Raw genomic sequence first — 21,735 nt, 5'->3', positions numbered from 1 at the left:
GTTCAGGGACATCAAATCTCCAGAAATACCGAACATCAGGGTAGATATTACAAGAACTCATTATCCCCGGTATATATTGAATAGAGGAAAAATTATATGTCACGGGATATAAAACTGAAGGAACGAAATTTTCCGCGAAAGAGAAAAATAGAAAAGGACAGAGAAAACAGGGGAAAAAGAAAACAGGGAGACAAATCTAAAAAATACTTTAACAACAGGCTCCGGCTGCAGAGCTTACATTTCGACTATCCTCTCGATAACGTCCCTTTCGGAGCGGTAAACCCTGAACTTGGCCACCCTGCCTACCTCCAGCATGTTGAAATCCTCCCTGCTTGCCCTGTATTCCCTGACTTCGTCCTCGACACAGAGCCGCATTCGGACTACATACTCGATTTCCGGATACATGGTTTTAAGTTTGGTTTCTACAGACTCATTGATCTGGAGTTTTTCACTTTCAGGGAGCAGATCTCCGCAGGCTGCATCCTGAATCAGGACCCCTTCCGGGCCGCTCTGGAAAATGACAGTCCTCTCTCCCTCCCCAACTCCGACAACTTCTTTCTGGAGGACAAAACCAACACCTGCAACAGGGGACAAAAACCCCTTGACCGAGATGAAAATAATGGCGGCAAGGAAAATGATAACCGCTCTTTTTTTTCGGGTGTCGTCTATCTGGTTCAGCTTCAAGCAATCAACCTTGATGTTACAATCTGGTTACGAATGAAATCTAATCCCATTATTGCCCTCACAATCATAAATATTTTTTTCACATTTTTATTAATTTTTCATAATGGATAAGTGAGTCAAATACCAGATTTGACATAAACTTTTTGCAGTTTCCCAGCTTTCTGGATAGAGCCGGATACATGTCTTCAGGCAAGCATTTAAGCAGGAGACAAATCCCTTGTTTTAGACAGAACCCATACTTTACTTTCAGTCCCTCGGGACCGAATGGTTTACTTACCTCATGGTTTTAATAACTTCAATGGGATCTGCTGCCTTTTTTGCCGGCATAATAATCATCACCACTTTCGGGATTGATTTCAAGAAAGGTTTTCTCCTGTTCCAGCTGCTGCTCTGGACTGCCCTTATTACCGAGACCTTCAAGGCTCTGATAGCCTTTCCAAGGCCAGATTTTGTAGACAACAGGGTCCTCAACCTGGAATATGGAATCAAAAATACCTCGCCTTTTGATGTAAACGGAGAAACAGGCTTTTTCAAACTACCGGACAGGGAAGTCCTTGAGGCTTTCCGCCTTCAAGAACCACTCCCCGATTCTCCCTTCGGCTTCCCTTCGGGGCATGTCGCACTTACCACCGTGCTCTGGGGAGGGACATCCTGCGTCTTCAATAGCAGGACAGTCAGCAGGCTGGCTCCTGCAGCAATGCTGCTCGTGGCTTTTTCAAGAATGTACCTGGGGAGGCATTTTCTGGGTGATGTCCTGGGGGGAGCTGTCCTGGGTTTAGTTATCCTGATCGCCTTTACGCATTTCCTTAAAAGCCCTTTGAAAGAGGAATTTTTCAAAAAGGAGAGCTTTGAGCCTGTTTTCAGGCAGAAAAATCTCTTTATTTACTCCATTATGTTTGTAGTCCCTGTCCTGCTCGGAGCCCTGTCCCTTGTAAGCGGCGAAGTAACAGGCTTTTTCCTTGGCGCGAACACGGCATATCTCCTCATAATACGAAAAGGGCTCCCGGAAGATACCGGAGATGCAGGACAGCGAGCTACACGGGTTTTTATCGCACTAATGCTTTTCGGGGTATCCACCTTTGTTCTTGATCTCGGATTTACCACAGTGGGTACTGCCAGTTCCCTTGGAGCTACCCTCATAGAATTTTTAAAAGCCTTCATCCCTGCGCTTACCATATGGGTCTCTGCAGGTCTCTGTACAAAGCCTGACCTGTACGGAAGAGAAGAAGCAATCGAAAGCTATCCTGGGATCGAAAAACAGTCCGAAGAATGTTAAAAGCCCTGTAAATTGAGAGAACTGTAATTTTTGTGATCCTGTTTGAAAGACTCGGTATAGTGAATAATGCCTTACGAGTCAGAATGAAAAATAGTGATAAATCAGGAGCCAAGAATAAAATCTCAACCTTTCAGGGATGGGATTTTCCGACTCCTGATACAGAACTCATGGTACTGAGTTTTTATTTCCTGTGTTTCAGCCTGTATGCTACTGCCAGACCTGTAACTGCAAACCCTAACTCAAAAGCTGGAGAAGATTCTGTTTCCTCTTCTTCGTCCTGAGCTATGGGCTCTCCGGTTTCCATGTCCTCTTCATCCTGGGCCGTTTCGAGATCTTCTGAACCTTCTTCCCCTTCGGGTTCAAGGTCTATTATAATCTCATGTTCCGAAAACTGCGGAATATATACTGCAATTGAAGCTGTCCCGTTTTCGTATTGCCTGTAGCAGAGAGGGGTGCTTCCCCCTGCAAAGAGTTCGTCAATGTTGTCAGCTTCTTCAATTACCGTGCCGTCATATCTGAGCCTCAGGCGGTCGGGATTGGTCAGGTTAATGGTCTCATTGTCTACATTTACATAAATGACTCTTCCATCTGGAAGTTCGGATTCAACATTAAGGACAATGCGGTCCCGATCCCGGTCCCTCACTTGCAGGCCGACAGGGGCATAGCTTGTGACCGGAGCGTAATCCGAACCTGCACGGAGAGCTATCTCAGCTCCGAATCTTCCGGTTGCTATTTCCCCGTTAAGCACCTGATTCATGTAGGTATAATTATTACTGTACCTGTATCCGGTCTGCATCAATGAAGGCTGCATCGGACTTGCTCTGAACATTGCCACACTATCTTTTACAAGTTTGACTGTGATCTTATCGCCTGAGATTTCCGCTTCAGTCCCGTTAATAGACGCATTGGGATTTTCGGCAAGGGGGTTCCTGAAAAACAACAGGTATCCCTCGAAATTGCCTGAAGTAATTTTTATGGGAATTGCATTCTCAAGTCCGCTGGAAATGTTTTCTTCCAGGCTTGCCGTTACCCCCTCTGCAAGATTGTAAGTAACGGTTTTGTCTGCAAGAGCCCTTACCTGGAAGACCCCCATAGGGGAATCCTGAATCAGGATCTGGCTGTCAACACCCTGGTAAAAGGCTGTCGTTTCAGTTACCTGTTCGTCAAGGTACTCAAAGTCCGATATCTCAACCGAATCAAAGAGCAGGTCTCCTCCTACAGCAAAGTTTTCTATTGCCCCGCTTTCATTGAAGTTAAAAGTGGTAAAGTTCCCGTAGGCAAAATTTCCCTGCCGCATGAAATACATCCCGTAGCCTCTACCGGCTCGCATTGCCTGAACTGCTTCCTGACGCATCAGGAGCCTCTCCCTCGGGTTAAGGGTCATATTCAGCTGCTGCATATTCATTACCATGTAACTGGCAATTTCCTGTCCTGAAACTCCATACCGCTCTTCAATCTCCAGAATGGTGAGCTGCGTGTCCATATCTTCCGGAAGCTCAAGGTCAGAGATCGCGTCTTCAACCGGAATCCCGAAGGTGTCTGCGGCTTCTTCAAAGGTCATTGACCCAAAGCCATTAAACCTGCCGTCATACTGCGAAAAACCGTAACCCTGCATCATCATTCCATTGCCCATTCCTGCACCCGAATTGCCTCCACCTGAATTGCCTCCAGGTCCCATCTGGGCATATGCCGGTAATGCGATAAGGGCGGTAAGCAAAAATGCACATAACAATGATACTTCCAGATGTTTAATCTTCATTTTCGAATTCCCCCTTACGTAAGTAAATAGTCCGTATCTGAAATTAGTAAGCGCCTGAAATCCGGAACTATTCGGGAAAAAAAATACCCTTATATGATGATTTAGCACATCTTATAATTATTTTTTCATGATTTTTCATGAAATTCCCTCGAATGTCCTGTATGAAATATAAATGAATTAAAAGAGCATTTTCCCTTTCTTGAAAAGAGCTTTCCATCTCATCTCTCCGGCAGTTTACAAAAACTTTATATTGGAGAATTGAGCGTAGGAGATTCGGATTTTATTCCTGTGTTCCGGCTCAGGGATCATATCAAATCTTACAGGATATATTATGAAGATTGAAATTATATGAGAACTGAGATCTTCAGGTCAAACCGAAAAGTTAACTTATAAATGTACTTTTTGATATGATTGCAAAGAATTTCATTGAGGCTCCGGACTCTGTTCGGGATAAACGACCGGAGAAACAGGATAATTATTAAAAATATCCACTCCCAGGACAAAAAATAAAAATTTTTATATCATCGCAAGTTAATTTATACTGTACTCTGCAAGTAAGGAATAGCTTAAATAATGCTTTTAACTATTGAGCGTATTCACAATTTACTGGAGAAACAGCATACTGAAAACCGCAGCCTGCTGGTTGCAACTTGTGGAAAGGACCTTACAGCCTTTTCACCTGTGGAAAAGATTTCCCACGACAATATCTTAGAAATCTTATCAAAACAAAGAGGATGACATTCATGGACTTTGAAAAATTGAGACATGGGACCGAACTTATCAAAAGGGGCTTTGCACGGATGCAGAAGGGGGGTGTGATCATGGACGTTACAACTCCCGAACAGGCCAGGATCGCAGAAGAAGCCGGAGCAGTTGCTGTTATGGCCCTTCAGGCTGTCCCTGCAGATATCAGAAAGGCAGGTGGGGTCGCCCGTATGGCAGATCCCGAAATCGTCCAGCAGATCATTGATACGGTCACCATCCCTGTTATGGCAAAAGCAAGGATCGGACACTTTGTCGAAGCCGAAATCTTAGAGGCTCTCGGCGTTGACATGGTGGATGAGTCCGAAGTCCTTACTCCTGCCGATCCTTTCTATCACATAGACAAAACCCAGTTTACTGTGCCCTTTGTCTGCGGAGCGAGGAACCTCGGAGAAGCTCTCCGCAGGATTAACGAAGGAGCAGCCATGATCCGGACAAAAGGAGAAGCCGGAACAGGTGATGTCAGCCAGGCAGTTAAACACATGAAGCAGATCCAGGGTGAAATCCGGGCTCTTGCAGGCAAGACCAAAGAAGAACTGATAATGGTTGCAAGGGAAATAGAAGCCCCGATCGAACTTGTGGTCGAAACCTCCAAAATGCAGCGCCTGCCTGTCGTGAACTTTGCAGCCGGCGGAGTTGCCACTCCTGCCGATGCCGCGCTTATGATGCGCCTTGGTGCAGACGGGGTTTTTGTAGGCTCAGGCATTTTCAAAGCCGAAAACCCTGAAAGGATGGCAAAAGCAGTCGTCGAAGCCGTAAACAACTATGACAACCCTGTAAAACTTGCGGAGATATCAAAAGGCGTGGGTGCAGGCATGAAAGGCATCAGCGCAGATATGATCCCTATCCAGGAAGCCCTTCAGGAACGCGGATGGTAACCCGCCCGAGTCCCGTCTCAGGAGGACGGTGTCCTTTTCACTCGCTCCGCTCGCTCAAGAGGACTAATTTATGGGTCTTAGAAGTGAGTTTTGGTTGAAGCGGACTAATTTAAGGGTTATAGAAATTAGCTTCTTCCAAGAGGCTAAAATTCAATTTTTTTTAAAACAGATATATTCTTGCAGGTTTGTAAGAATAAAATCAATTTATTTTTTCAGGGTTTTTGATTCAAGAAATAGAGGATTAATTCCGGAAAATGGTGTTTTTCATGAAGATAGGTGTAATCGCTATTCAGGGAGCGGTTTCTGAGCATGTTGATGCTTTGAGGAGAGCCCTTGCGGAGAGAGGGGTTGAGGCTGAGGTCGTTGAGATAAAGCACAGAGGGATTGTTCCGGAGTGCAGTGGGATTGTGATTCCCGGCGGGGAGAGTACGACACTCTGCCGGCTGCTTGCGCGTGAAGGAATTGCAGAGGAGATAAAGGAGGCGGCTGCGAGGGGAGTTCCGATTCTCGGGACCTGCGCGGGGCTGATCGTGCTTGCAAAGGAAGGAGACAGGCAGGTAGAAAAAACAGGGCAGGAACTGCTCGGGATTATGGATACCAGAGTCAACAGGAACGCATTTGGGAGGCAGAGGGATTCCTTTGAGGCGGAGCTTGATGTGGCTATTCTTGACTCTCCTTTTACCGGTGTGTTCATCCGGGCTCCGGGAATCGTGAGTTGCGGGCCTGGTGTGCGCGTACTTTCCAGGCTTGAAGATATGATTATTGCTGCGGAGCAGGGAAATGTGCTGGCTCTTGCGTTCCACCCGGAACTAACCGATGATTTGCGCATCCACCAGTATTTCCTGGATAAAATATTCAACTGTTAAGGGGGGCATAAGGGGCAGGTTTGCGGTTTTGTTTCCGGCGGCTTACTCCATATTTCTTTTATCTCTTTTCCTTCTCCTGTCTATGTACCCTCCCCTCTGTCTCTTTTTCTTCTATTTTTTTCTCTGTTTTTTGATGCCTTCAAAGTTATATACCCATTGCAGCCATATTAATAAAAAAGATTCAATGACGGAGTGATGAGAATGGTCAAATTGAGCAATGAAATGGTTGAAGATTTTGCAAAAATGAAGGTTTTTCCCTTTGCAACCGCCTCCAAAAGCGGAGAACCGAATGTCGTACCAATCGGTTTTTGCAAGCTCCAGGACGACAGAGAGACTATCTGGATTGCGGACAATTTTTTCCATAAGACCCGCCAGAACCTTGAAGAAAACCCGAGAGGTTCAATCTATATCTGGGGACCCGAGGTCAAAGGCTGCTACCAGATAAAAGGGGATTTCGAGATTAAAACCGATGGGGAAGACTATGAGAAGATGTACAAAGCTGTCAAGAGCTTGGGAGACAGGTTCCCTGCAAAAGCCCTTGCCGTTATGAAAATCACGGACGTTTATGAGTGCAAATCCGGAGCAGGAGCCGGAAAACAGCTTCTCTGAAAGCCTTTTAGAGGCTATAAAAAAATTTTACTATTTTATCCTGACGCAGAGGATGAAAAATACACCCTCATTTTCTCTCTTTTTTTGACGAAATATTCTGGATAAAAGATCTTTTGATGCTTTTTATTGGAATTAGCCTAGTAGGGGCTATACTTTGTCCAAGCAGATCCGTTCATATAAAACCTATATTGAAATTCCTCCAATTAACACTTATATTATTTGATTTTCGAATAATGACTTAACTATGGATGAAAAATTGAAAATAACAAAATTCAGTAGAAATGTTTAAGTAAATATATTGAAACTATGAAAGTGATCTCACATTTCTTGAATGACAATTCTAATGGTGAAAAAAATATGGATGATCTAAATCTAAATAGTCTATTATTTAACCCGGATTCGTTTTTCAGCAGGAAATCGAAGAATGAAGTCAGTTTTAAGTATCCTGCCCTGATATTACTTGTATACTCGGCACCCGTAATAGCTTCAAGTTTCCTTGTCATGAATATGTTTAGAGAATCACTTTCTTCCGACCTTGGCTCATCCGGCTCATCTTTTTCTTCTATAGCAATATTCATGGGTGCCGCTGGAGGTGTCCTTGGGGGCTTGATTGGAACACTTTTAAAATGGCTTATACTGGCTGGGATCCTGTATTTAATATCATCTTTATTTCATTCAACGGGTTCTTTTAAGAGGACTATGGAGTTTGTGAGTTATGGGTTCGTACCACTAATATTTAGCGGTTTCATAAGCTTTATTGTATCGTATAAATTGCTATCTTCGGTAGATTTTTCATCGATTGGCTCGCAACTCATGGTGCAGGGCATAGAACAGGTCTTCTCAAACAATCCCTTCTATTATACATCTCAAATAATTGGAATTTTATGTGCCTTACTGGCTGCGTACATCTGGGTGTTTGCACTTTTACACGCCCGAAACATGTCAATCAAAAATGCTTCCCTTACTGTCGGAATCCCGGCAAGCCTGTATATTGTTTACCTGATATATTTACTGCTGTTTACTTCAGGGAGCATTTAATTCTGTAACAATAAAACAAAAGGAGTGTTATCATAGCCTGTAGGGCGTAATTCAAGCTACCGGATCCTCACTATCATGAAAATCATGGAATTCCATGAGTGCAAAATAAGAATATGGGCCGGAAAACAGCTTATTTGATGTATCTCAGAATGGCTTATAATATTTACGATTTTATTCTGACGTTGAGGATGAAAATACATTCTCATTGTCTCTCATTTTTTGGCTAAGTATGCCGGATAAAGGGTCTTATGATGCTTTTTTTTCTGACGATTTTTTTTCTTTTTATTGTGCTTTTTCATAAAAAAGACGACACTAATTATGAGAGGCATCACTGACTGTTAGAGACTTTGGTCGGAAAGATTATATGTCTGGACTTTTTAGGTTTTTTGGGTGATACTATGGAAACCTGGAAAGTATGTGTATTATGCATAATTATAGGACTGACAGCCGTTCCTGCGGTTTCAGCTAAAGGCGAATGTGCAGTAAACTCTAACACGGAAGGCACTTTTGTTTCTGTTGAAATAGATTATATTGTTAGTCCCTGGGTAGAAAATTCATCTGATACGGATGTCACTTTCTCTGTGCGGTCAACTCAATATATAACTCAGGGACAGACTATAACACACTACGTGGGCGTAGGCTCAGGAATAAATTATCTTGAGGTGGATTTGAATTGGGGAGATACGATTGATTCCCTGACTCTTAGCATCTCTACACCCTCGGGAAGTAAGTTGGAACCCTACCATGATAATTATGATGGAAGCGTAAATGGCAGGATACGCTTTAACATAGATTCCTCTCAGGGATATGTGGAACAGGGAACCTGGCAGTTCAAGGTTTACGGGGAATCGGTTAGTGGATCTGAAGATTACACCTTTAATGTTTACCAGTGTTAAGCTTCAAAAAAAGCTTACCATTTTCTTATTATTTTTTTTGTTAACAGCAACAGCTGGAGCTACGGAATATATAGTAAAGCCTGTTCCAAGTGACCAAGTCGGAGCTTCAGTTAATGGAGAAGAGGTAGTACTACTAAAGGATTTTACAGTCTACTGGCAGTTTCTACTCTGGCTGGCTATCATGCAGATCTTGTCGGTAGTAGATGTACTGATGCCTGCAAAACTTATTTTTGCAATCCTCGGGTTTCGGATTACGGGGCGTGCAGATGTCTTTGAGAACTCTAACCGCGCAAGAATCTACGAATATATAAAAACCAGACCCGGAGCTTACCTTAGTGAAATTATAGAAAAATCAGGAATAGGCAGAGGAGCAGCGCGTTATCACATCAAGATCCTGAAAGCCCATCACAAAATTGAAGCCTACAGTGATTCCGGGAAAACAAGATATTTCCAGAATAATTCCACTTATGGTGAAGAAGAAAAAAAAGTTGTTTCTGCGCTTCAAAATGCCACGAATCAAAGAATAATTTCAGAAATACAGAACGGTAACTGTAATACAAACCTGGCTCTTGCACGTGAAATCGGAGTTTCCGGGGCTACGATCAGCTGGTATGTGAAAAATCTTAAAGAAACAGGCCTCATAGACGAAACAAGAAGTGGAAGAAGTATAATTTACAGAGTAAATCCTTCATACGAGACTTTGATAGAAAAATATGGATGAAAGTCTTTTGCTTTTCTTTCAGGTATGTAACTATTCCTTAATCCTGATTGTTAGAGACTATTGACAGAAAACTTATAAAGAGTCGATAATATGTGAATTTTAGAGTTAAAATATGCTCTGGAACGATGTTGGGGAATGTATACAGATTACCGGTTCTGAGTATGCTGGTTGAATAACTCGATATATCTTTCAAAATCCCCCACCAGTCTGTTAATTTTCTTCATAATATTCAGAATCAGTTGAAAAATAAACAAACTTTACATTTGCAGGGGATTGTATGCCAGGAACACTAAAAATAATCTTATTCTTAACCCTTCTAATTTCAAGTATATCTACATGTTTTGCAGCTTCATCCGGAAATCTCAATGTAAGTGTTGAAGAAATTATACCCATCTCGCAGGCAGTGGAGCCTTATTTTGATAGCCTTGTAGAATCTTCAGGAATCAACGTCAACGAAGAACCATTGTTTCATGGCTTATGGGGTCCGGACGGCAGCAGATTGGTGATAGATGCATTTTTCAACCCCATGACAGGAACCGGGCTTTATGCAGTGTATGTACTGAACGCAGATGGAAGCGGAATCCGGGAACTGGCATCAACCCCGAATAATACGAAAGAAAGAAGCCTGAGTATAAGAGGAGCATATTGGTTAATAGGAAATCCCTGTTCTTGGAGTCAATGGAGTCCAGATGGGAGTCGGATCGGAATCTACACAAACATTTTCACGTTGAGGGACTTTTATGTGATTGCTGATCCGGATAACACATTGATCAAGACGGCAGGTGAGTGTAATTATACGACAGTTGATGAAATAAGGGAAAATATTCTGGATCTTGAGTGGCAAACTAATTTTATGTGGAATCCGGAAGGTACAAAGGCTCTTATAATAATGGATCAGGATCCTCGAAGTTATCAATTATACTTACTTGACCCGGACGGTTATGTGCTCCAGAAACTTACAGATACATCTGCATCTGATCGCGTAGAGACTGCACTCTGGAGTCATGATGGCAAAAAAATAACATATAGTATAACCAGCACAACTGGTCAGACTGCAGACGAAGAAACTGGTCTCTGGATTATAAACGAAAATGGAACGGAGAATGAGAGACTGACGGATAACGGGATAGCAATTGCCTGGAGTCCCGATGACAGCAGAGTGTTTTATATTGATGAAAATTTCAGTCTATATTCAGTTAAGATTGATGGAACCGATGAAGTTCAGCTTTCAACAAGTTTTGCCAGAAATGAAGATGTTTTTAGTTTCAGCCCTGATGGAAAAAGCCTTATATTTAGTACTGTAAACGATGGCAAGGCCACTATATCTCTAGCAGATTCTACAGGAAAAAATGTAAAAGTGCTTGAAGAGTTTCCAGGACATATTGTCATCAAACCCAGCTGGAGCCCGAAAGGAGATAAAATAGCTTTTACACAGGGCACGGACCTTTATACAATCAATCTTGATGGGACCGGAAAAAAGCTTATCTCATCCGCAATAAAAGACTACGAATGGCACCCTTCAGGAGACTTTATCAGTTTTGTTTCATCAACTTCTGTTTTTGTTGCAAGCCCGGACGGATCAACAAAAATACAACTTACTGAAGATGATAATAATTATAGGTTTCTGGCAGATAGGTATCGGAATGGCTGGAGTCCTGATGGGAGCAGATTGCTTGTGTCTCAAGGCGGGTTCAAAGGTTTATTCGTAATAGAACTCGAAGGATATGAAGATCCTCTCTCCATTGATTTCTTGACGCCCATAGAGGGAGAAAACTGCAAGCTAAGAGTTCGTTGCATGTCGGAACCTATTGCAAATGCCCTGATCACTCTTAATGAAAACGAAATTGGTTTTACCAACAACTCAGGCATTCTGAACTACAGCTGTCCTGCTGCAGGCAGATATGTGATAAATGCCAGCAAAGCAGGATACCGATCCGCAAATAAAGTTCTTATCGTAGAAGATACCTCCTCGGCATCTCCGGAAAAATCCGTAGTTTCTGAAACATCCTCTGTTCCGTCCTCTGATTCTGAAAATGAGGGAACTTCAGGATCTGTATTTCAGGTTTCGGGCTTCAGAGGGACTACTGTAGTCCTGTTCCTTCTGTTTTTCATCTGTAGGAGGAATTCTCTGTGAAGGTAGACCTGAGAAATATCGGGGTCATTGCCCAGAAAGAATTTGCAGATCAACTGTACAGCCCTAGTTTCAGGATGCTGCTCGGGATCTTTACCGTTGTTGTTCTTTCGATGAGCTTTATATCAGGAAAAGAAGGATGCGAGCTCTTTAATCAGGGTTTTGGTTTCATTGATATCTGGTTAACTCTTACCATTATGTTTTCTTGGATACTGACTTTTTTAAGTTATTCTTTTGAACCTGTAGTAAGTGCTTGAGGTCCAGGACATTCCTGCCTCCGCAGCTGCAGATGCCGTAAAGAATGTAGAGGGTGTGACAGCTCTTGATATTCGGGATCGGATTCTGTACGTACATACTGAAATGAAACTCCGTACAGAGATTGCAAAGGCCGTCAAAAATGTAGGCGGTACCGTATCCATGTTCGAGGAAGAAGAAATGAATCTGCAGAAACTGTTCCTCAAAATTATTGACGGAACATAAAAATCTTAGAGATATGTTTTTCCCATCTCAATTAGTCTTAGTCAGAGCTTGTTGTAAAAACCGAATAGAAAGCCAAACATCCGGATAGCCTGAAAACAGCTTATTTGATGTATCTCAGAATGGCTTATAATATTTACGATTTTATTCTGACGTTGAGGATGAAAATACATTCTCATTGTCTCTCATTTTTTGGCTAAGTATGCCGGATAAAAGGTCTCATGATACCTTTTTCTCTGACTATTTTCTTTCATTTTATAATACTTTTTCATAAAAACGGATAACACTAATTATGAGAGGTAACACTGATTGTTAGAGACTTTGGTCGGAAAGCTTATATGTCTGGACTTTTTAGGTTTTTTGGGTGATATTATGGAAACCTGGAAAGTATGTGTATTATGCATAATTATAGGACTGACAGCCGTTCCCGCGGTTTCAGCTAAAGGCGAATGTGCGGTAAACTCTAACACGGAAGATACTCTGGATTCTGCTGGAAAATATTATATCGTTAGCCCCTGGATAGAAAATTCTGATGATGCGGATGCCACTTTCTCTGTGCGGTCAACGCAGTACATAACTCAGGGTCAGACTATTACTCACAGCATAACTGTAGGCCCGGGAATAAATTATCTTGAAGTGGATTTGAACTGGGGAGATACAAGTGACTCCCTGACTCTTAGCGTTTACACCCCCTCAGGAAGTAAACTTGGAACATACCGGGATAACTATGACGGAAGCGTAAACGGCAGGATACATTTCAGTATAGATCCGGCCCAGGGATATGTGGAGCAGGGAATCTGGAAGTTCAAAGTCTACGGAGAATCGGTCAGTGGTTCTGAGGGCTATACATTTAATCTTTACCAGCACTAAGTTCGAAAAAAAGCTTATTCTCTGTTTACTTTTTTTTCTTTTAACAACAACAGCCGGGGCTACGGAATATATTGTAAGGCCTATTTTAAATGATCAGGCCGGAGTTTCAATTAACGGAGAAGAGGTAGTATTACTTGAAGATACCATAGAACCATACTGGCATTTTCTAATCTGGCTTGCTGTAATGAACATCCTGTCGGTAGTAGACATACTGGTCTTTCCTGCAAAACTTATTTTCGCAGTCCTCGGATTCAGGATTGCAGAGCGTACAAATGCACCCGGCAGCACTAAACGGTCCAGCATCTATGCTTATATCAAAGATAAGCCGGGAGTATACATGAGTGAAATTGCAGAGAAAATTGGCCTGGACAGAGGAACGGTAAAGCATCATATAAACACTCTAAAGACCCAGAACAAGATCGAAGCCTATAAAGATAGAGGAAAAACAAGATATTTTGAAAATAATTTCACTTATGATGAGGAAGAAGTAAAAGTTATTTCTGCCCTTCAAAATCTGACCAATCAAAAGATAATTTCGGAAATACAAAACGGGAAGTGTAACACAAATTTAGCTCTTGCACATGAAATCGGAGTTTCCAGGGCTACGATCAGCTGGTATGTGAAAAATCTTAAAGAAACAGGGCTCATAGATGAAACAAAAATTGGAAGAAACATAATCTATAAAATAAATCCTTCATATGAGACTTTGATAGAAAAGTACGGGTAAAACTCGGATAAAATATAGGTAGATATCCATAAACTTCGACAGGTACCGGCAAATATCTGCAAATATCTGTAAATATCCGTAAATACCTGTAAACGCCTGTAAATGCCTGTAAATGCCTGTAAATGTCGGCAAAAGTTGGTAGAATATAACCCAGTTTTAAAGTATTTGTTCTCAAAGGGCCTCTTAAAAAAAATCTCTCAAGCTTACTGCAGGTTTTTTTAGTTGCGGGATATCTCTTTAGCTGATCATGTTTTCTTGATTTTTCAACTCTCCTGTCTCGGATTAAAATCAAATTCGTACGTCTGGAGTAAATTCCCGGCGAAAAACTTGAAAGTCAGACTGCACGCTTAAAGTAAGCATGGATAGACTATTCTATATGTAGTTTCCGGCCAAGGTCTCTAACTATTTTCTTACGGACTCATTTCAGGTCTACGAATGTTTCTCGGGCTCTGATTGTTAGAGACTCGGGTCAGAAAACTTATAAAGAACCAATCAAAACTAGTTTTTGGAGTTCAAATTAACCTCCCGAACAGATTTGAGCCCCCTTGTGCCGGAGGCATGGTTATGTTGGCCCTGAGATTTCTCAGGGCTTCCCTGACCTTGCTTCTGAACAGCGTATTTTAACTTGAAATGGAGTTAATTAAAAGCAAATGGGAATAATACACTCATAAGATAAAGATACTGAACTCTGGCGTAGGTATATAATCTATGAGACTAAGAAATACATTTTTCATATCTACTATTCTTTTGTGCTTTCTATTCATTCCGCAAGTATCGGCAAAGGAAAATATCGACGTGTCGACAGCCGAGAACTTAAACTATGAGCTGCAAAAAGCTATTGAAAAATACAATCAGGTAGTGGAAGACAGAAACTCTTCACGGGATGACGTTACAGAATGTACGGATGAGATAGACCTGATCATAAGTAAAATTAATAATCTCGGAATGGACGTCGCTTTCGGCCAGACATCCGATGTGCATATAAACAATCAGGGGGAAACACTACCCGCATCCATATCTGCAGAGATTAAACCGTATATGCTTTCAAAGTCATACAGTTTTTCTTCAAATAACAGTACGGTTTTAGCTCAGGTCTGGGGAACAAATATAACAACTGCAGAATTTATGGAAAAGGTATATCCGGGATCATTGGAAGTGCTCCCCGAAGAGACTGTACAGCGCCTTAAGAACGAAAGAATGGTCTGGCCGGATCCGCAAAAAATACAGCCCGGGAAAAAACGAATGACATCAACAAGACTTACCGGGTTTGATTGTTTTTCTGCGAATCATTTTAAGATAATACGACAGTCAATATGATAAGCAAAATATAATCAAAAATGAATCCTCAAAAATGAGTTAGTGGATGAAATAAAAGAGAAAAATGAATGAGTATTTGAAATCCCGCCCGAGGGCGGAACTTGAAATTACTCTGCTACCGGAGCTTCTTCTGCGGTTTCGAGACCGAGAAGGGCTTTTATGGACCTGGTTCCGTATTCAACTACCTTGGCGTTTACCTGGACGATGTCGGGAGCAATTTCCTTCCCGCGCATCATCTTTCTCCTGCGCTGTCCTGGGAGCTTTGGAGCGTATCCAACACCTGTTGCAGTCAGGATTCTCTGTCTCCTGGGGCCCGGGAGGTCCGGCTTCATAACGAAACCGCTGCCGTCGCAGCCGCCAGTGATCTTGACTTTGTATCCGGCAAGCCCGAAAATGGCACCGTCAACAACGTCTCCGATTGCTTTTCCGATTAATGCGTTTGCTTCGGCGTCCTTAATGTCGATCTGGTAAGCACGCCCTTCTTTTGGGTCAGAAACTACAACTTTGAAATTTGCCATGTGAAATCCTCCAATCAGATTTATCTGTAATATTTCCTTTGCCTTATCTGCCTTCTTTTCCGAAGTTTATCCGAATTTACCTGAATTTTTCCGAATCCCTGCTGAATCCCGAATCTGCTGCCCTGCATATCAGGCATTACTTTGCCCAGAAAGGATTGTCTTTCCGTTTGAGTGTCAGGAAAATATCAAGAGTTTCCTTTTCATCGGTTGAAAGGGAGTCGTAGATTTCGTGCTCAAGAACCTTGGCATGCCTTTCAGGCACGTTAATATAGAGCACGTCTTCTTCTTTGATCTGTCTGCCTACGGTTGCACCTTCAATTGCCATTGCAACTTCTTTGCCTACTTTTGCAGAAGGAATGTTTTCCCCTTCGGACTGCAGACCTTTGATCTTGCCCACAACGTTTCCGTTTTCAAGCATGACATCCGCATTTGTCCGTACGACTCCGCCGAGCACTCTTACCCCGACTACTGCGGGTTTGCTCTGCCGGAAAACGCATCCCGGAAGGATCTTGAACTTTCCGGGGCGGATTATCGTTTCGAAAATCTTCTTCTCAGCCAGTTCCTGCTGTTCCTTTACGTATTTCTGGTAATCTTCAACCAGGCGGTAGATCACGTCACTTGTGAATACCTTTACCGTGCTTTCCTGCAGGAAATCTCTGGCGTCAGGGTGAACCTTAACACTGAAACCTATAAGCACCGAATAGAGGGGGTCTTCAACCGTCGAAGCCTCGACCGCGTCCCTGTGAGAAATATCTCCCACCTCAGCTTTCCTGATAGGGACTTCATCTTTCTGGAACTCGTGGACAAGAGCTTCAAGAGAGCCGAGAGTATCTGCTTTAATCATAACTCCGACTGATCCGGTATCAATCCTGACCTCATCGATCTCGGACTTTACCTGGGCTACAATTTCTTCAAGGTTTTCTTCCGTTGCAACCCTTATTGGAGAACCTGCAAGGGCACCGTCAAGGCCGGGAGCAGAGATTTTTACTCCGGCTGCGGCAGTGACTTTACTCACCTGCTGGAACTTGCTCTCGTAGCGGATTTCCGAAAGTTCCCTCGGCTTTAAAAGAGCCCTGACCTTTGTCTGAATAGGTTCGCCCAGGCTTCCGATAACAACCGTATCTCCTTTCTTTAATGTGCCGTCGTAGAGAATGACGTCAAGGGTTGCTCCAAGTCCCTTTTCTTCTTTTACCTCAAGGACTGTCCCTACACCAGGGTTCTTTGCACTGTACTGCAGGTTTGCCTCAAGGAACTTCTGAGCAAGGCCTAAAAGCACCATCAGGACATCAGGAATACCCTCTCCCGTAACAGCACTTACAGGGACCACGCCCAGAGTTTTCTGGAAGTTTGTGACCCGGTCGTAACGTTCGGCTGCAAAGCCCTGGTTATAGAGTTCGCCTATTACCTCGTAGAGCTTTGTTTCAAGCCGTCCCTGGATATCGGGGGACTGCTTTTTGAAAGTAGCTGCAAAAGGCATGTCCTTCTGTGAAGCCCAGCCGCCAATCCTGTCGATCTTGTTAGCGACGACTACAAAAGGAGTCTTGAATCGCTTTAAGATCTGCAGGCTTTCGTAGGTCTGGGGTTTGAAGCCTTCATTTATGTCAACAACGACAATCGCAAGATCGGCAAGGGCGCCTCCCCTGCTCCTTAAGGTTGTAAAAGCATGATGTCCCGGAGTATCGATAAAAAGCAGTCCCGGAACCATGAAACGGTCTCTTAACCTTGGGTCTCCGAGCTTGTTGACAATCACGTCTATAGGGACTTCGGTTGCACCGATATGCTGGGTGATAGCCCCGGCTTCTCCACTGACAATCGCAGTACCCCTGATCTTGTCAAGCAGAGTGGTTTTCCCGTGGTCGACGTGCCCCATCACGCAGACTATAGGAGTCCTTAGATTTTTCTTGTCGGTCATATACAAAACCTCTCTCATTCCCGCGTCTTATTTGCTGCAGGTCCAGAAGGGTCCGGGTTTCCCCGGAAGGACCCATTTAGCAGGTGCCGGATAAACGGATTCGTGCCGAAGTTAAGAGGCACGAAAAGGCTCTGGTACACCTGCATTACTCGTACAGACAGACCTCATCGACTCTGGAATACTTCCCGATTTCGGAGTCCTTGAAGTGAATTGCGATTTCCCTTGCAGCAGCTTCAGGAGAGTCGGAGGCGTGAACCACATTCCTGCCCACGTCAAGAGCAAAGTCTCCACGGATAGTCCCCGGAGCCGCATCAACAGGGTTTGTAGCCCCGTTTATTGCTCTCATAACCTTAACTGAATCCTTTCCGGCAACTACCATTGAAACGGAGGGGCCGGAGGTAATGAACTCGATAAGGGAAGGGAAAAAGGGTCTTGCTGCGTGCTCACCGTAATGTTCTTTTGCAGTGGCTTCGGCAATAACGTTCATTCTGAGGGCTACAATCTTTAAGCCTCTCTTTTCGATTCTGGAGATGACTTCTCCGACCAGTCCGCGCTGGACTCCGTCAGGTTTCACCATAACGTATGTCTGTTCCATATGCACACCTTGCTATATTTGAACTAATTCCGGCAGTTATGCTTTTTTCAACTGGATTTTGCCTTTCTCAGTCCACTCGGTGCGGCGCGGAAGCCTGCCAAGGGCGAAGTTGCTCATGCACTTGGAAGAGCACATGAAATATGTGGAGCCGTCTTTTTTAACGTAGAGTTTACCGGTACCAGGCTCCAGCATCTGTCCGCAAAAATAGCATTTCCTCTGTTCCATTTATTTTCACCGCGTGTCTTTTTACCTGGTAGTCAGTTTCTTTGCTTCTCTTGACGTTTCCAGAAGCATCAGAATGTCACCGATACGGACAGGGCCCACACAGTTCCTTGTGATTACACGACCCTTGTCTCTGCCTTCCAGAACCCTGCACTGGATCTGGCTGGCTTCACCATGCATACCTGTGTTCCCGATAACGTCAATAACTTCGGCAGCAAAGCCGCCTGTTGTGCTTTCTTCAGCCATAATCAGCACCCCATGTTATCAGGATTATTTAAGAGCTTCAAGTTTCTGAGCAATGTCCTGGACCATTTCAGCTGCTTTGCCTGCATCCACAATTGCCACGGTTGCACAGGAGACTCCAAGTCCGCTGGCTGCGCCAAGGTCTTTCTGGTTCTTGATGAAGATGTAGGGAGCTTTCTTCTCTTCGGAAAGAGGGCCGATGTGAGCAACGATCTCTGAAGGCTCAATGTCTTCGGCAATCAGTACAAGCTTTGCATTGCCTCTTTCGATTGCTTTTGTAGCTTCGTTTGTGCCCTTTTTGATCTTTCCGGTATCTCTGGCAAGTTCCAGAGCTTCAAGTGCTTTGTTTGTGAGTTCTTCAGGAACATCGAATTTAGCTAATTGTGCCATTTAAGTTTCTCCTTCGAAATTGCGGGTATCGCAATTTTTCATCAATCATAGGTTTTTAACACATATCTGTCAACATCGAAGCTTCAAATTCCTGAAAAAAGAACCTGAGATCCTTCAATGTGGAAAGTAAATGAGTTGAAACATAGATACTGCTAGCTAAATGCCGCAGACTGCACCTTAGAAGTACATAATCACCTATAAACTTTCTGCTTGAAAAGCCGGGCAACAAGCGGTACACTTATATAAACTCGCAAAGAGCGGAGTATATGAGAAAAATAAGAAAAGTCCGCCATCCGAACCGGATACGAAGCTGGGGGATAGGATTAAAAGCTGGAGCCAAAAATCGGATAAATGCGTCATGGTTATAAGGAATGTAAGGACTTTGATTCGTATGAATACAATTTACTACGAAGCCCATAACAATCTTTATCTTAACCTTACAAACCGCTGCAGTGCAGACTGCGTCTTCTGCATCCGCAACTTTGCAGACGGCGTTTATGGGTACGACCTGAGGCTTTCAAAAGAACCAACTACAGAAGAGATTCTCAAAGCCCTTGAAGAGCTTGACCTTTCAAATTACAGGGAAATCGTGTTTACAGGGCTCGGAGAGCCAACCCTCAGGTTCGATGTGGTACTGGAAGTCACCCGCTGGCTTAAAAGCCGGGGAATAAGGGTAAGGCTTGATACCAACGGGCATGCTGCACTGATTAATCCGGAACTGGACGTAATTTCCGAATTGAAAAAAGCAGGCATGGACTCTATTTCAGTCAGCCTGAATGCAGAATCCGAAGAAAAATATAATAAGCTCTGCAGACCGGTCCAAAAAAACGCTTACAGAGCAATACTCAATTTTGTAAAAAGGGCAAGAGAAGCGGGAATCTCTACCAGGGTTACGGTTGTTAAAATCCCTGAGATAAATGTGGAAAAATGCAGGCAGGTTTCAGAGGAACTCGGTTCGGAATTCCACGTAAGGACGCTGTCCGAGGCTGCAAGTAAAGAAATAAGGGAGAATAATTAATCAAGTCAGGATATTTTGGGGAAACTCCTTATTTCAGGAGTTATCCCGGCTTTACATCTTTCCCAGCTTTACATCTTTCCCAGCTTTACATCTTTCCCGGCTTTACAGGTTTTCTCAGTTATTCCCGGGTATGTCTTCCTCTTCAAGGTCCTCAAAGTCCTCAAGGTTCTCATTCATTTCGTGGTATTTGACGAGTCTACGTTTCAGGAAGTAAACCGTGCCTGCCAGAGCCCCAAGAAGGAGGGCAGCGGGAAACTTTACCGAATCAAACTTTTCCAGGACCTTTATGGAACTCTCTTCAGAAGGTAACTCCACCGAGCCCGAATCTTCTCCGGTGTTTGCATTCCCGCTCACGCTGCTTGAGGTAGCTGGAGCATTTTCTACCTTATTTTCAACGCCCCCGGTAACAACAGGCTCTTCTTCTACCGGCTGGATGACTTCTTCGGCGAGGGCAGTATCCGTTTCCTTTGCAGTTTCTTCTGGCAGGAAGCTTTCGTCTCCCAGCAGCAGGGCAAAGGCAGTTGAATTTCGCTCAAAAAGATATACTGCTCCTGCATCACTCCCTATCGCAATGGTTGTGCTATCGCGGGAAACGTCCAGGCTGTTAATATTTCCTCCGCAACTGTAGTTCCAGAGTTCTTCCCCGTCCATATTAAGGACATAGAGGTTGTCGTCCCAGCTTCCGGCTGCAATGAAGGAGGAGTCGGCAGATATCTCTACGGTATAGACATCGTCTTTTGCCTTGTAGTCCCATAGTTTTTCCCCGGTGCGGTTGAACAGGTAAATCTTGTCGTCAAAACTTCCTGCCGCAAGATACTCGCCGTTGGTCGTTAAAGAAACGCTGCTGACCCAGTAGCCCGGGTTGTGCATCCAGGAAAATTCCCCTTTGCGGTCAAAAAGATAAACATTATAATTAGATCCCCCGGCAGCCACATAGTAAGCGTACGGAGTCATACTCACGCAGTTAATCAGGCTTCCGGTTTTTCGGCTCCATATCGTTTTTCCCTCGCTATCAAAGAGATAAACGTAATTGTTGGCATTTCCGACTGCAACATAAGTCCCGTCTCTGGAGATGGCAATACTGCGGACAGCTGCCCCGGAATCAAAACTCCAAAGCAGTTTGCCTGCATTGTTCATGAAATAAACCTTCCCGTCTTCGCCTCCTGCTACCACATACAAACCATTGGAAGATACTGCAACGCTATTCAGGTTGCCTCCGGTTTTGTGAGCCCAGAGAAGGTCCCCATCCCGGTTAAAAAAGTACACTTTTTTGTCATTACTTCCTGCAGCAATTCGAGATCCGTCTGATGAAATTGATACTGTATAGACTATATCTCCAGTCTTATAATTCCAAAGTTGTGCCCCTCTGGAATCAAAGAAAGAAACGTTGTGATCAAACCCTCCAGCTACAAGATAGCTTCCGGTTGACGAAAGTGATACGGTATTTACTATGCACCCGGTTTCACATTTGCATAACAGGTCAAAAGCCTTGAGTTCCGAAAGGTTCACATCCCCGCCATCCAGAGCAAGAGGATCTGCTGCCTCCACCCCTGAAATAAGGCAGAAAAACAGACCCAATGCCAAAAATAACTTTGTTCCTGATGAATGATTCATATAATTTATAATGAAGTACTTTATTGCACATGAATTTTTTTGTTACAGTAGGCTGGCAGGATAAATTAATAAAATTTATTTGGTCCTGTTTACACTGATATAAGCAGTAATAATTAAAATATAGATATATTATCGGTATTGTTAAAACTCAAGAGCTTGGACGTAAATGTTTGATTCTCAATATCGTTAAAACTCAAGAGTTTGGGTGTAGA

General features: G+C 43.5%; 25 protein-coding genes. 15 read left to right on the top strand and 10 right to left on the bottom strand.

The features are described from left to right. Nucleotides 1-234 precede the first annotated feature (234 nt). Nucleotides 235-684 (bottom strand): hypothetical protein, encoded by a 450-nt coding sequence (locus ACSAZL_RS07320; RefSeq protein ID WP_440948044.1) that lies wholly within the window; start codon nucleotides 682-684, stop codon nucleotides 235-237. A gap of 298 nt (nucleotides 685-982) precedes the next feature. Here ACSAZL_RS07320 and ACSAZL_RS07315 point away from each other — a divergent pair, with 298 nt between their 5' ends. Further along, nucleotides 983-1,960 carry a phosphatase PAP2 family protein gene (locus ACSAZL_RS07315; RefSeq protein WP_440948043.1) on the top strand — a complete coding sequence of 326 codons (978 nt, stop codon included), beginning with the start codon at nucleotides 983-985 and terminating at the stop codon, nucleotides 1,958-1,960. A 181-nt stretch (nucleotides 1,961-2,141) separates the two neighbouring features. On the opposite strand, the gene ACSAZL_RS07310 is transcribed toward ACSAZL_RS07315, so the two are convergent. Beyond that, a complete protein-coding gene (locus ACSAZL_RS07310) occupies nucleotides 2,142-3,719 on the bottom strand; it encodes an MAST domain-containing protein (protein WP_440948042.1) in 1,578 nt (525 codons plus the stop codon). Nucleotides 3,720-4,292: 573 nt separating this feature from the next. Here ACSAZL_RS07310 and ACSAZL_RS07305 point away from each other — a divergent pair. From ACSAZL_RS07305 to ACSAZL_RS07255, 11 genes are all read left to right on the top strand, one after another. Next, nucleotides 4,293-4,457 carry a hypothetical protein gene (locus tag ACSAZL_RS07305; RefSeq protein WP_440948041.1) on the top strand — a complete coding sequence of 55 codons (165 nt, stop codon included), beginning with the start codon at nucleotides 4,293-4,295 and terminating at the stop codon, nucleotides 4,455-4,457. A 5-nt stretch (nucleotides 4,458-4,462) separates the two neighbouring features. Further along, nucleotides 4,463-5,359 (top strand): pyridoxal 5'-phosphate synthase lyase subunit PdxS, encoded by an 897-nt coding sequence (gene pdxS, locus ACSAZL_RS07300; RefSeq protein ID WP_440948040.1) that lies wholly within the window; start codon nucleotides 4,463-4,465, stop codon nucleotides 5,357-5,359. A 266-nt stretch (nucleotides 5,360-5,625) separates the two neighbouring features. Continuing rightward, complete coding sequence (gene pdxT, locus ACSAZL_RS07295; RefSeq protein WP_440948039.1) at nucleotides 5,626-6,225, top strand: pyridoxal 5'-phosphate synthase glutaminase subunit PdxT; 600 nt, start codon at nucleotides 5,626-5,628, stop codon at nucleotides 6,223-6,225. 201 nt (nucleotides 6,226-6,426) lie between these two features. Beyond that, nucleotides 6,427-6,834, top strand: coding sequence for a pyridoxamine 5'-phosphate oxidase family protein (locus ACSAZL_RS07290; RefSeq protein WP_440948038.1), 408 nt, complete (start codon nucleotides 6,427-6,429; stop codon nucleotides 6,832-6,834). Between the two features lie 306 nt (nucleotides 6,835-7,140). Next, entirely contained in the window at nucleotides 7,141-7,872 is a 732-nt protein-coding gene (locus tag ACSAZL_RS07285) for a YIP1 family protein (RefSeq protein ID WP_440948037.1), read from the top strand. A gap of 386 nt (nucleotides 7,873-8,258) precedes the next feature. Beyond that, entirely contained in the window at nucleotides 8,259-8,768 is a 510-nt protein-coding gene (locus ACSAZL_RS07280) for a hypothetical protein (protein WP_440948036.1), read from the top strand. Next, nucleotides 8,752-9,489: a winged helix-turn-helix transcriptional regulator gene (locus tag ACSAZL_RS07275; protein ID WP_440948797.1), complete on the top strand. Its 738-nt coding sequence runs from the start codon at nucleotides 8,752-8,754 to the stop codon at nucleotides 9,487-9,489. The genes ACSAZL_RS07280 and ACSAZL_RS07275 overlap by 17 nt, the downstream gene beginning before the upstream one ends. A 277-nt stretch (nucleotides 9,490-9,766) precedes the next feature. Continuing rightward, nucleotides 9,767-11,623 (top strand): TolB family protein, encoded by a 1,857-nt coding sequence (locus ACSAZL_RS07270; protein ID WP_440948035.1) that lies wholly within the window; start codon nucleotides 9,767-9,769, stop codon nucleotides 11,621-11,623. After that, complete coding sequence (locus ACSAZL_RS07265) at nucleotides 11,620-11,877, top strand: hypothetical protein (RefSeq protein ID WP_440948034.1); 258 nt, start codon at nucleotides 11,620-11,622, stop codon at nucleotides 11,875-11,877. Before ACSAZL_RS07270 ends, ACSAZL_RS07265 begins: the two co-directional genes overlap by 4 nt. After that, complete coding sequence (locus ACSAZL_RS07260) at nucleotides 11,870-12,100, top strand: hypothetical protein (RefSeq protein ID WP_440948033.1); 231 nt, start codon at nucleotides 11,870-11,872, stop codon at nucleotides 12,098-12,100. The genes ACSAZL_RS07265 and ACSAZL_RS07260 overlap by 8 nt, the downstream gene beginning before the upstream one ends. Nucleotides 12,101-12,457: 357 nt before the next feature. Beyond that, the gene (locus ACSAZL_RS07255; protein WP_440948032.1) at nucleotides 12,458-12,967 is read left to right on the top strand and encodes a hypothetical protein; all 510 of its coding nucleotides are present in this window, start codon (nucleotides 12,458-12,460) and stop codon (nucleotides 12,965-12,967) included. A gap of 93 nt (nucleotides 12,968-13,060) precedes the next feature. Here ACSAZL_RS07255 and ACSAZL_RS07250 read toward each other — a convergent pair whose 3' ends face one another. Then, complete coding sequence (locus tag ACSAZL_RS07250) at nucleotides 13,061-13,255, bottom strand: hypothetical protein (protein WP_440948031.1); 195 nt, start codon at nucleotides 13,253-13,255, stop codon at nucleotides 13,061-13,063. Between the two features lie 49 nt (nucleotides 13,256-13,304). On the opposite strand from ACSAZL_RS07250, the gene ACSAZL_RS07245 reads away from it, so the two are divergent. Both ACSAZL_RS07245 and ACSAZL_RS07240 read left to right on the top strand, forming a co-directional pair. Next, nucleotides 13,305-13,694 (top strand): winged helix-turn-helix transcriptional regulator, encoded by a 390-nt coding sequence (locus tag ACSAZL_RS07245; protein ID WP_440948030.1) that lies wholly within the window; start codon nucleotides 13,305-13,307, stop codon nucleotides 13,692-13,694. A gap of 795 nt (nucleotides 13,695-14,489) precedes the next feature. Further along, complete coding sequence (locus ACSAZL_RS07240) at nucleotides 14,490-15,011, top strand: hypothetical protein (protein WP_440948029.1); 522 nt, start codon at nucleotides 14,490-14,492, stop codon at nucleotides 15,009-15,011. A gap of 107 nt (nucleotides 15,012-15,118) precedes the next feature. On the opposite strand, the gene ACSAZL_RS07235 is transcribed toward ACSAZL_RS07240, so the two are convergent. The 6 genes from ACSAZL_RS07235 to rpl7ae form a co-directional block, all read right to left on the bottom strand. Then, nucleotides 15,119-15,529, bottom strand: a complete 411-nt coding sequence (locus ACSAZL_RS07235) for a 30S ribosomal protein S6e (protein WP_440948028.1) — start codon at nucleotides 15,527-15,529, stop codon at nucleotides 15,119-15,121. A gap of 136 nt (nucleotides 15,530-15,665) precedes the next feature. After that, a complete protein-coding gene (gene infB, locus ACSAZL_RS07230; protein ID WP_440948027.1) occupies nucleotides 15,666-17,441 on the bottom strand; it encodes a translation initiation factor IF-2 in 1,776 nt (591 codons plus the stop codon). 145 nt (nucleotides 17,442-17,586) lie between these two features. Beyond that, nucleotides 17,587-18,036 (bottom strand): nucleoside-diphosphate kinase, encoded by a 450-nt coding sequence (gene ndk / locus ACSAZL_RS07225; RefSeq protein WP_440948026.1) that lies wholly within the window; start codon nucleotides 18,034-18,036, stop codon nucleotides 17,587-17,589. 36 nt (nucleotides 18,037-18,072) lie between these two features. Continuing rightward, nucleotides 18,073-18,261, bottom strand: coding sequence for a 50S ribosomal protein L24e (locus ACSAZL_RS07220; RefSeq protein WP_229391451.1), 189 nt, complete (start codon nucleotides 18,259-18,261; stop codon nucleotides 18,073-18,075). A 21-nt stretch (nucleotides 18,262-18,282) separates the two neighbouring features. Beyond that, the gene (locus ACSAZL_RS07215; protein ID WP_011034384.1) at nucleotides 18,283-18,504 is read right to left on the bottom strand and encodes a 30S ribosomal protein S28e; all 222 of its coding nucleotides are present in this window, start codon (nucleotides 18,502-18,504) and stop codon (nucleotides 18,283-18,285) included. 24 nt (nucleotides 18,505-18,528) lie between these two features. Continuing rightward, on the bottom strand, nucleotides 18,529-18,891 hold the full coding sequence (rpl7ae, locus tag ACSAZL_RS07210; RefSeq protein ID WP_440948025.1) for a 50S ribosomal protein L7Ae: 363 nt from the start codon (nucleotides 18,889-18,891) through the stop codon (nucleotides 18,529-18,531). 358 nt (nucleotides 18,892-19,249) lie between these two features. On the opposite strand from rpl7ae, the gene ACSAZL_RS07205 reads away from it, so the two are divergent. Beyond that, nucleotides 19,250-19,909, top strand: coding sequence for a TatD family nuclease-associated radical SAM protein (locus ACSAZL_RS07205; protein WP_440948024.1), 660 nt, complete (start codon nucleotides 19,250-19,252; stop codon nucleotides 19,907-19,909). Nucleotides 19,910-20,023: 114 nt separating this feature from the next. Here the strand turns inward: ACSAZL_RS07205 and ACSAZL_RS07200 are convergent, their stop codons facing one another. Next, complete coding sequence (locus ACSAZL_RS07200) at nucleotides 20,024-21,493, bottom strand: WD40 repeat domain-containing protein (protein WP_440948023.1); 1,470 nt, start codon at nucleotides 21,491-21,493, stop codon at nucleotides 20,024-20,026. Nucleotides 21,494-21,735: the final 242 nt, after the last annotated feature.

The organism is Methanosarcina mangrovi (assembly GCF_052057765.1).
Classification (GTDB): Archaea; Halobacteriota; Methanosarcinia; order Methanosarcinales; family Methanosarcinaceae; genus Methanosarcina.
The sequence above is the reverse complement of the archived record's forward strand: the minus strand, read 5'-3'. Positions and strand labels throughout refer to the sequence as shown.

Coding starts and splice junctions, on each gene's coding strand:
- ACSAZL_RS07220 (WP_229391451.1), bottom strand. CDS start 18,261: ATGGAACAGAGGAAATGCTATTTTTGCGGACAGATGCTGGAGCCTGGT.
- ACSAZL_RS07290 (WP_440948038.1), top strand. CDS start 6,427: ATGGTCAAATTGAGCAATGAAATGGTTGAAGATTTTGCAAAAATGAAG.
- pdxS (WP_440948040.1), top strand. CDS start 4,463: ATGGACTTTGAAAAATTGAGACATGGGACCGAACTTATCAAAAGGGGC.
- ACSAZL_RS07235 (WP_440948028.1), bottom strand. CDS start 15,529: ATGGCAAATTTCAAAGTTGTAGTTTCTGACCCAAAAGAAGGGCGTGCT.
- ACSAZL_RS07205 (WP_440948024.1), top strand. CDS start 19,250: ATGGTTATAAGGAATGTAAGGACTTTGATTCGTATGAATACAATTTAC.
- ACSAZL_RS07315 (WP_440948043.1), top strand. CDS start 983: ATGGGATCTGCTGCCTTTTTTGCCGGCATAATAATCATCACCACTTTC.
- rpl7ae (WP_440948025.1), bottom strand. CDS start 18,891: ATGGCACAATTAGCTAAATTCGATGTTCCTGAAGAACTCACAAACAAA.
- ACSAZL_RS07285 (WP_440948037.1), top strand. CDS start 7,141: ATGAAAGTGATCTCACATTTCTTGAATGACAATTCTAATGGTGAAAAA.
- ACSAZL_RS07270 (WP_440948035.1), top strand. CDS start 9,767: ATGCCAGGAACACTAAAAATAATCTTATTCTTAACCCTTCTAATTTCA.
- ACSAZL_RS07275 (WP_440948797.1), top strand. CDS start 8,752: ATGTTTACCAGTGTTAAGCTTCAAAAAAAGCTTACCATTTTCTTATTA.
- ACSAZL_RS07215 (WP_011034384.1), bottom strand. CDS start 18,504: ATGGCTGAAGAAAGCACAACAGGCGGCTTTGCTGCCGAAGTTATTGAC.
- ACSAZL_RS07310 (WP_440948042.1), bottom strand. CDS start 3,719: ATGAAGATTAAACATCTGGAAGTATCATTGTTATGTGCATTTTTGCTT.
- infB (WP_440948027.1), bottom strand. CDS start 17,441: ATGACCGACAAGAAAAATCTAAGGACTCCTATAGTCTGCGTGATGGGG.
- pdxT (WP_440948039.1), top strand. CDS start 5,626: ATGAAGATAGGTGTAATCGCTATTCAGGGAGCGGTTTCTGAGCATGTT.
- ACSAZL_RS07305 (WP_440948041.1), top strand. CDS start 4,293: ATGCTTTTAACTATTGAGCGTATTCACAATTTACTGGAGAAACAGCAT.
- ACSAZL_RS07245 (WP_440948030.1), top strand. CDS start 13,305: ATGAGTGAAATTGCAGAGAAAATTGGCCTGGACAGAGGAACGGTAAAG.
- ndk (WP_440948026.1), bottom strand. CDS start 18,036: ATGGAACAGACATACGTTATGGTGAAACCTGACGGAGTCCAGCGCGGA.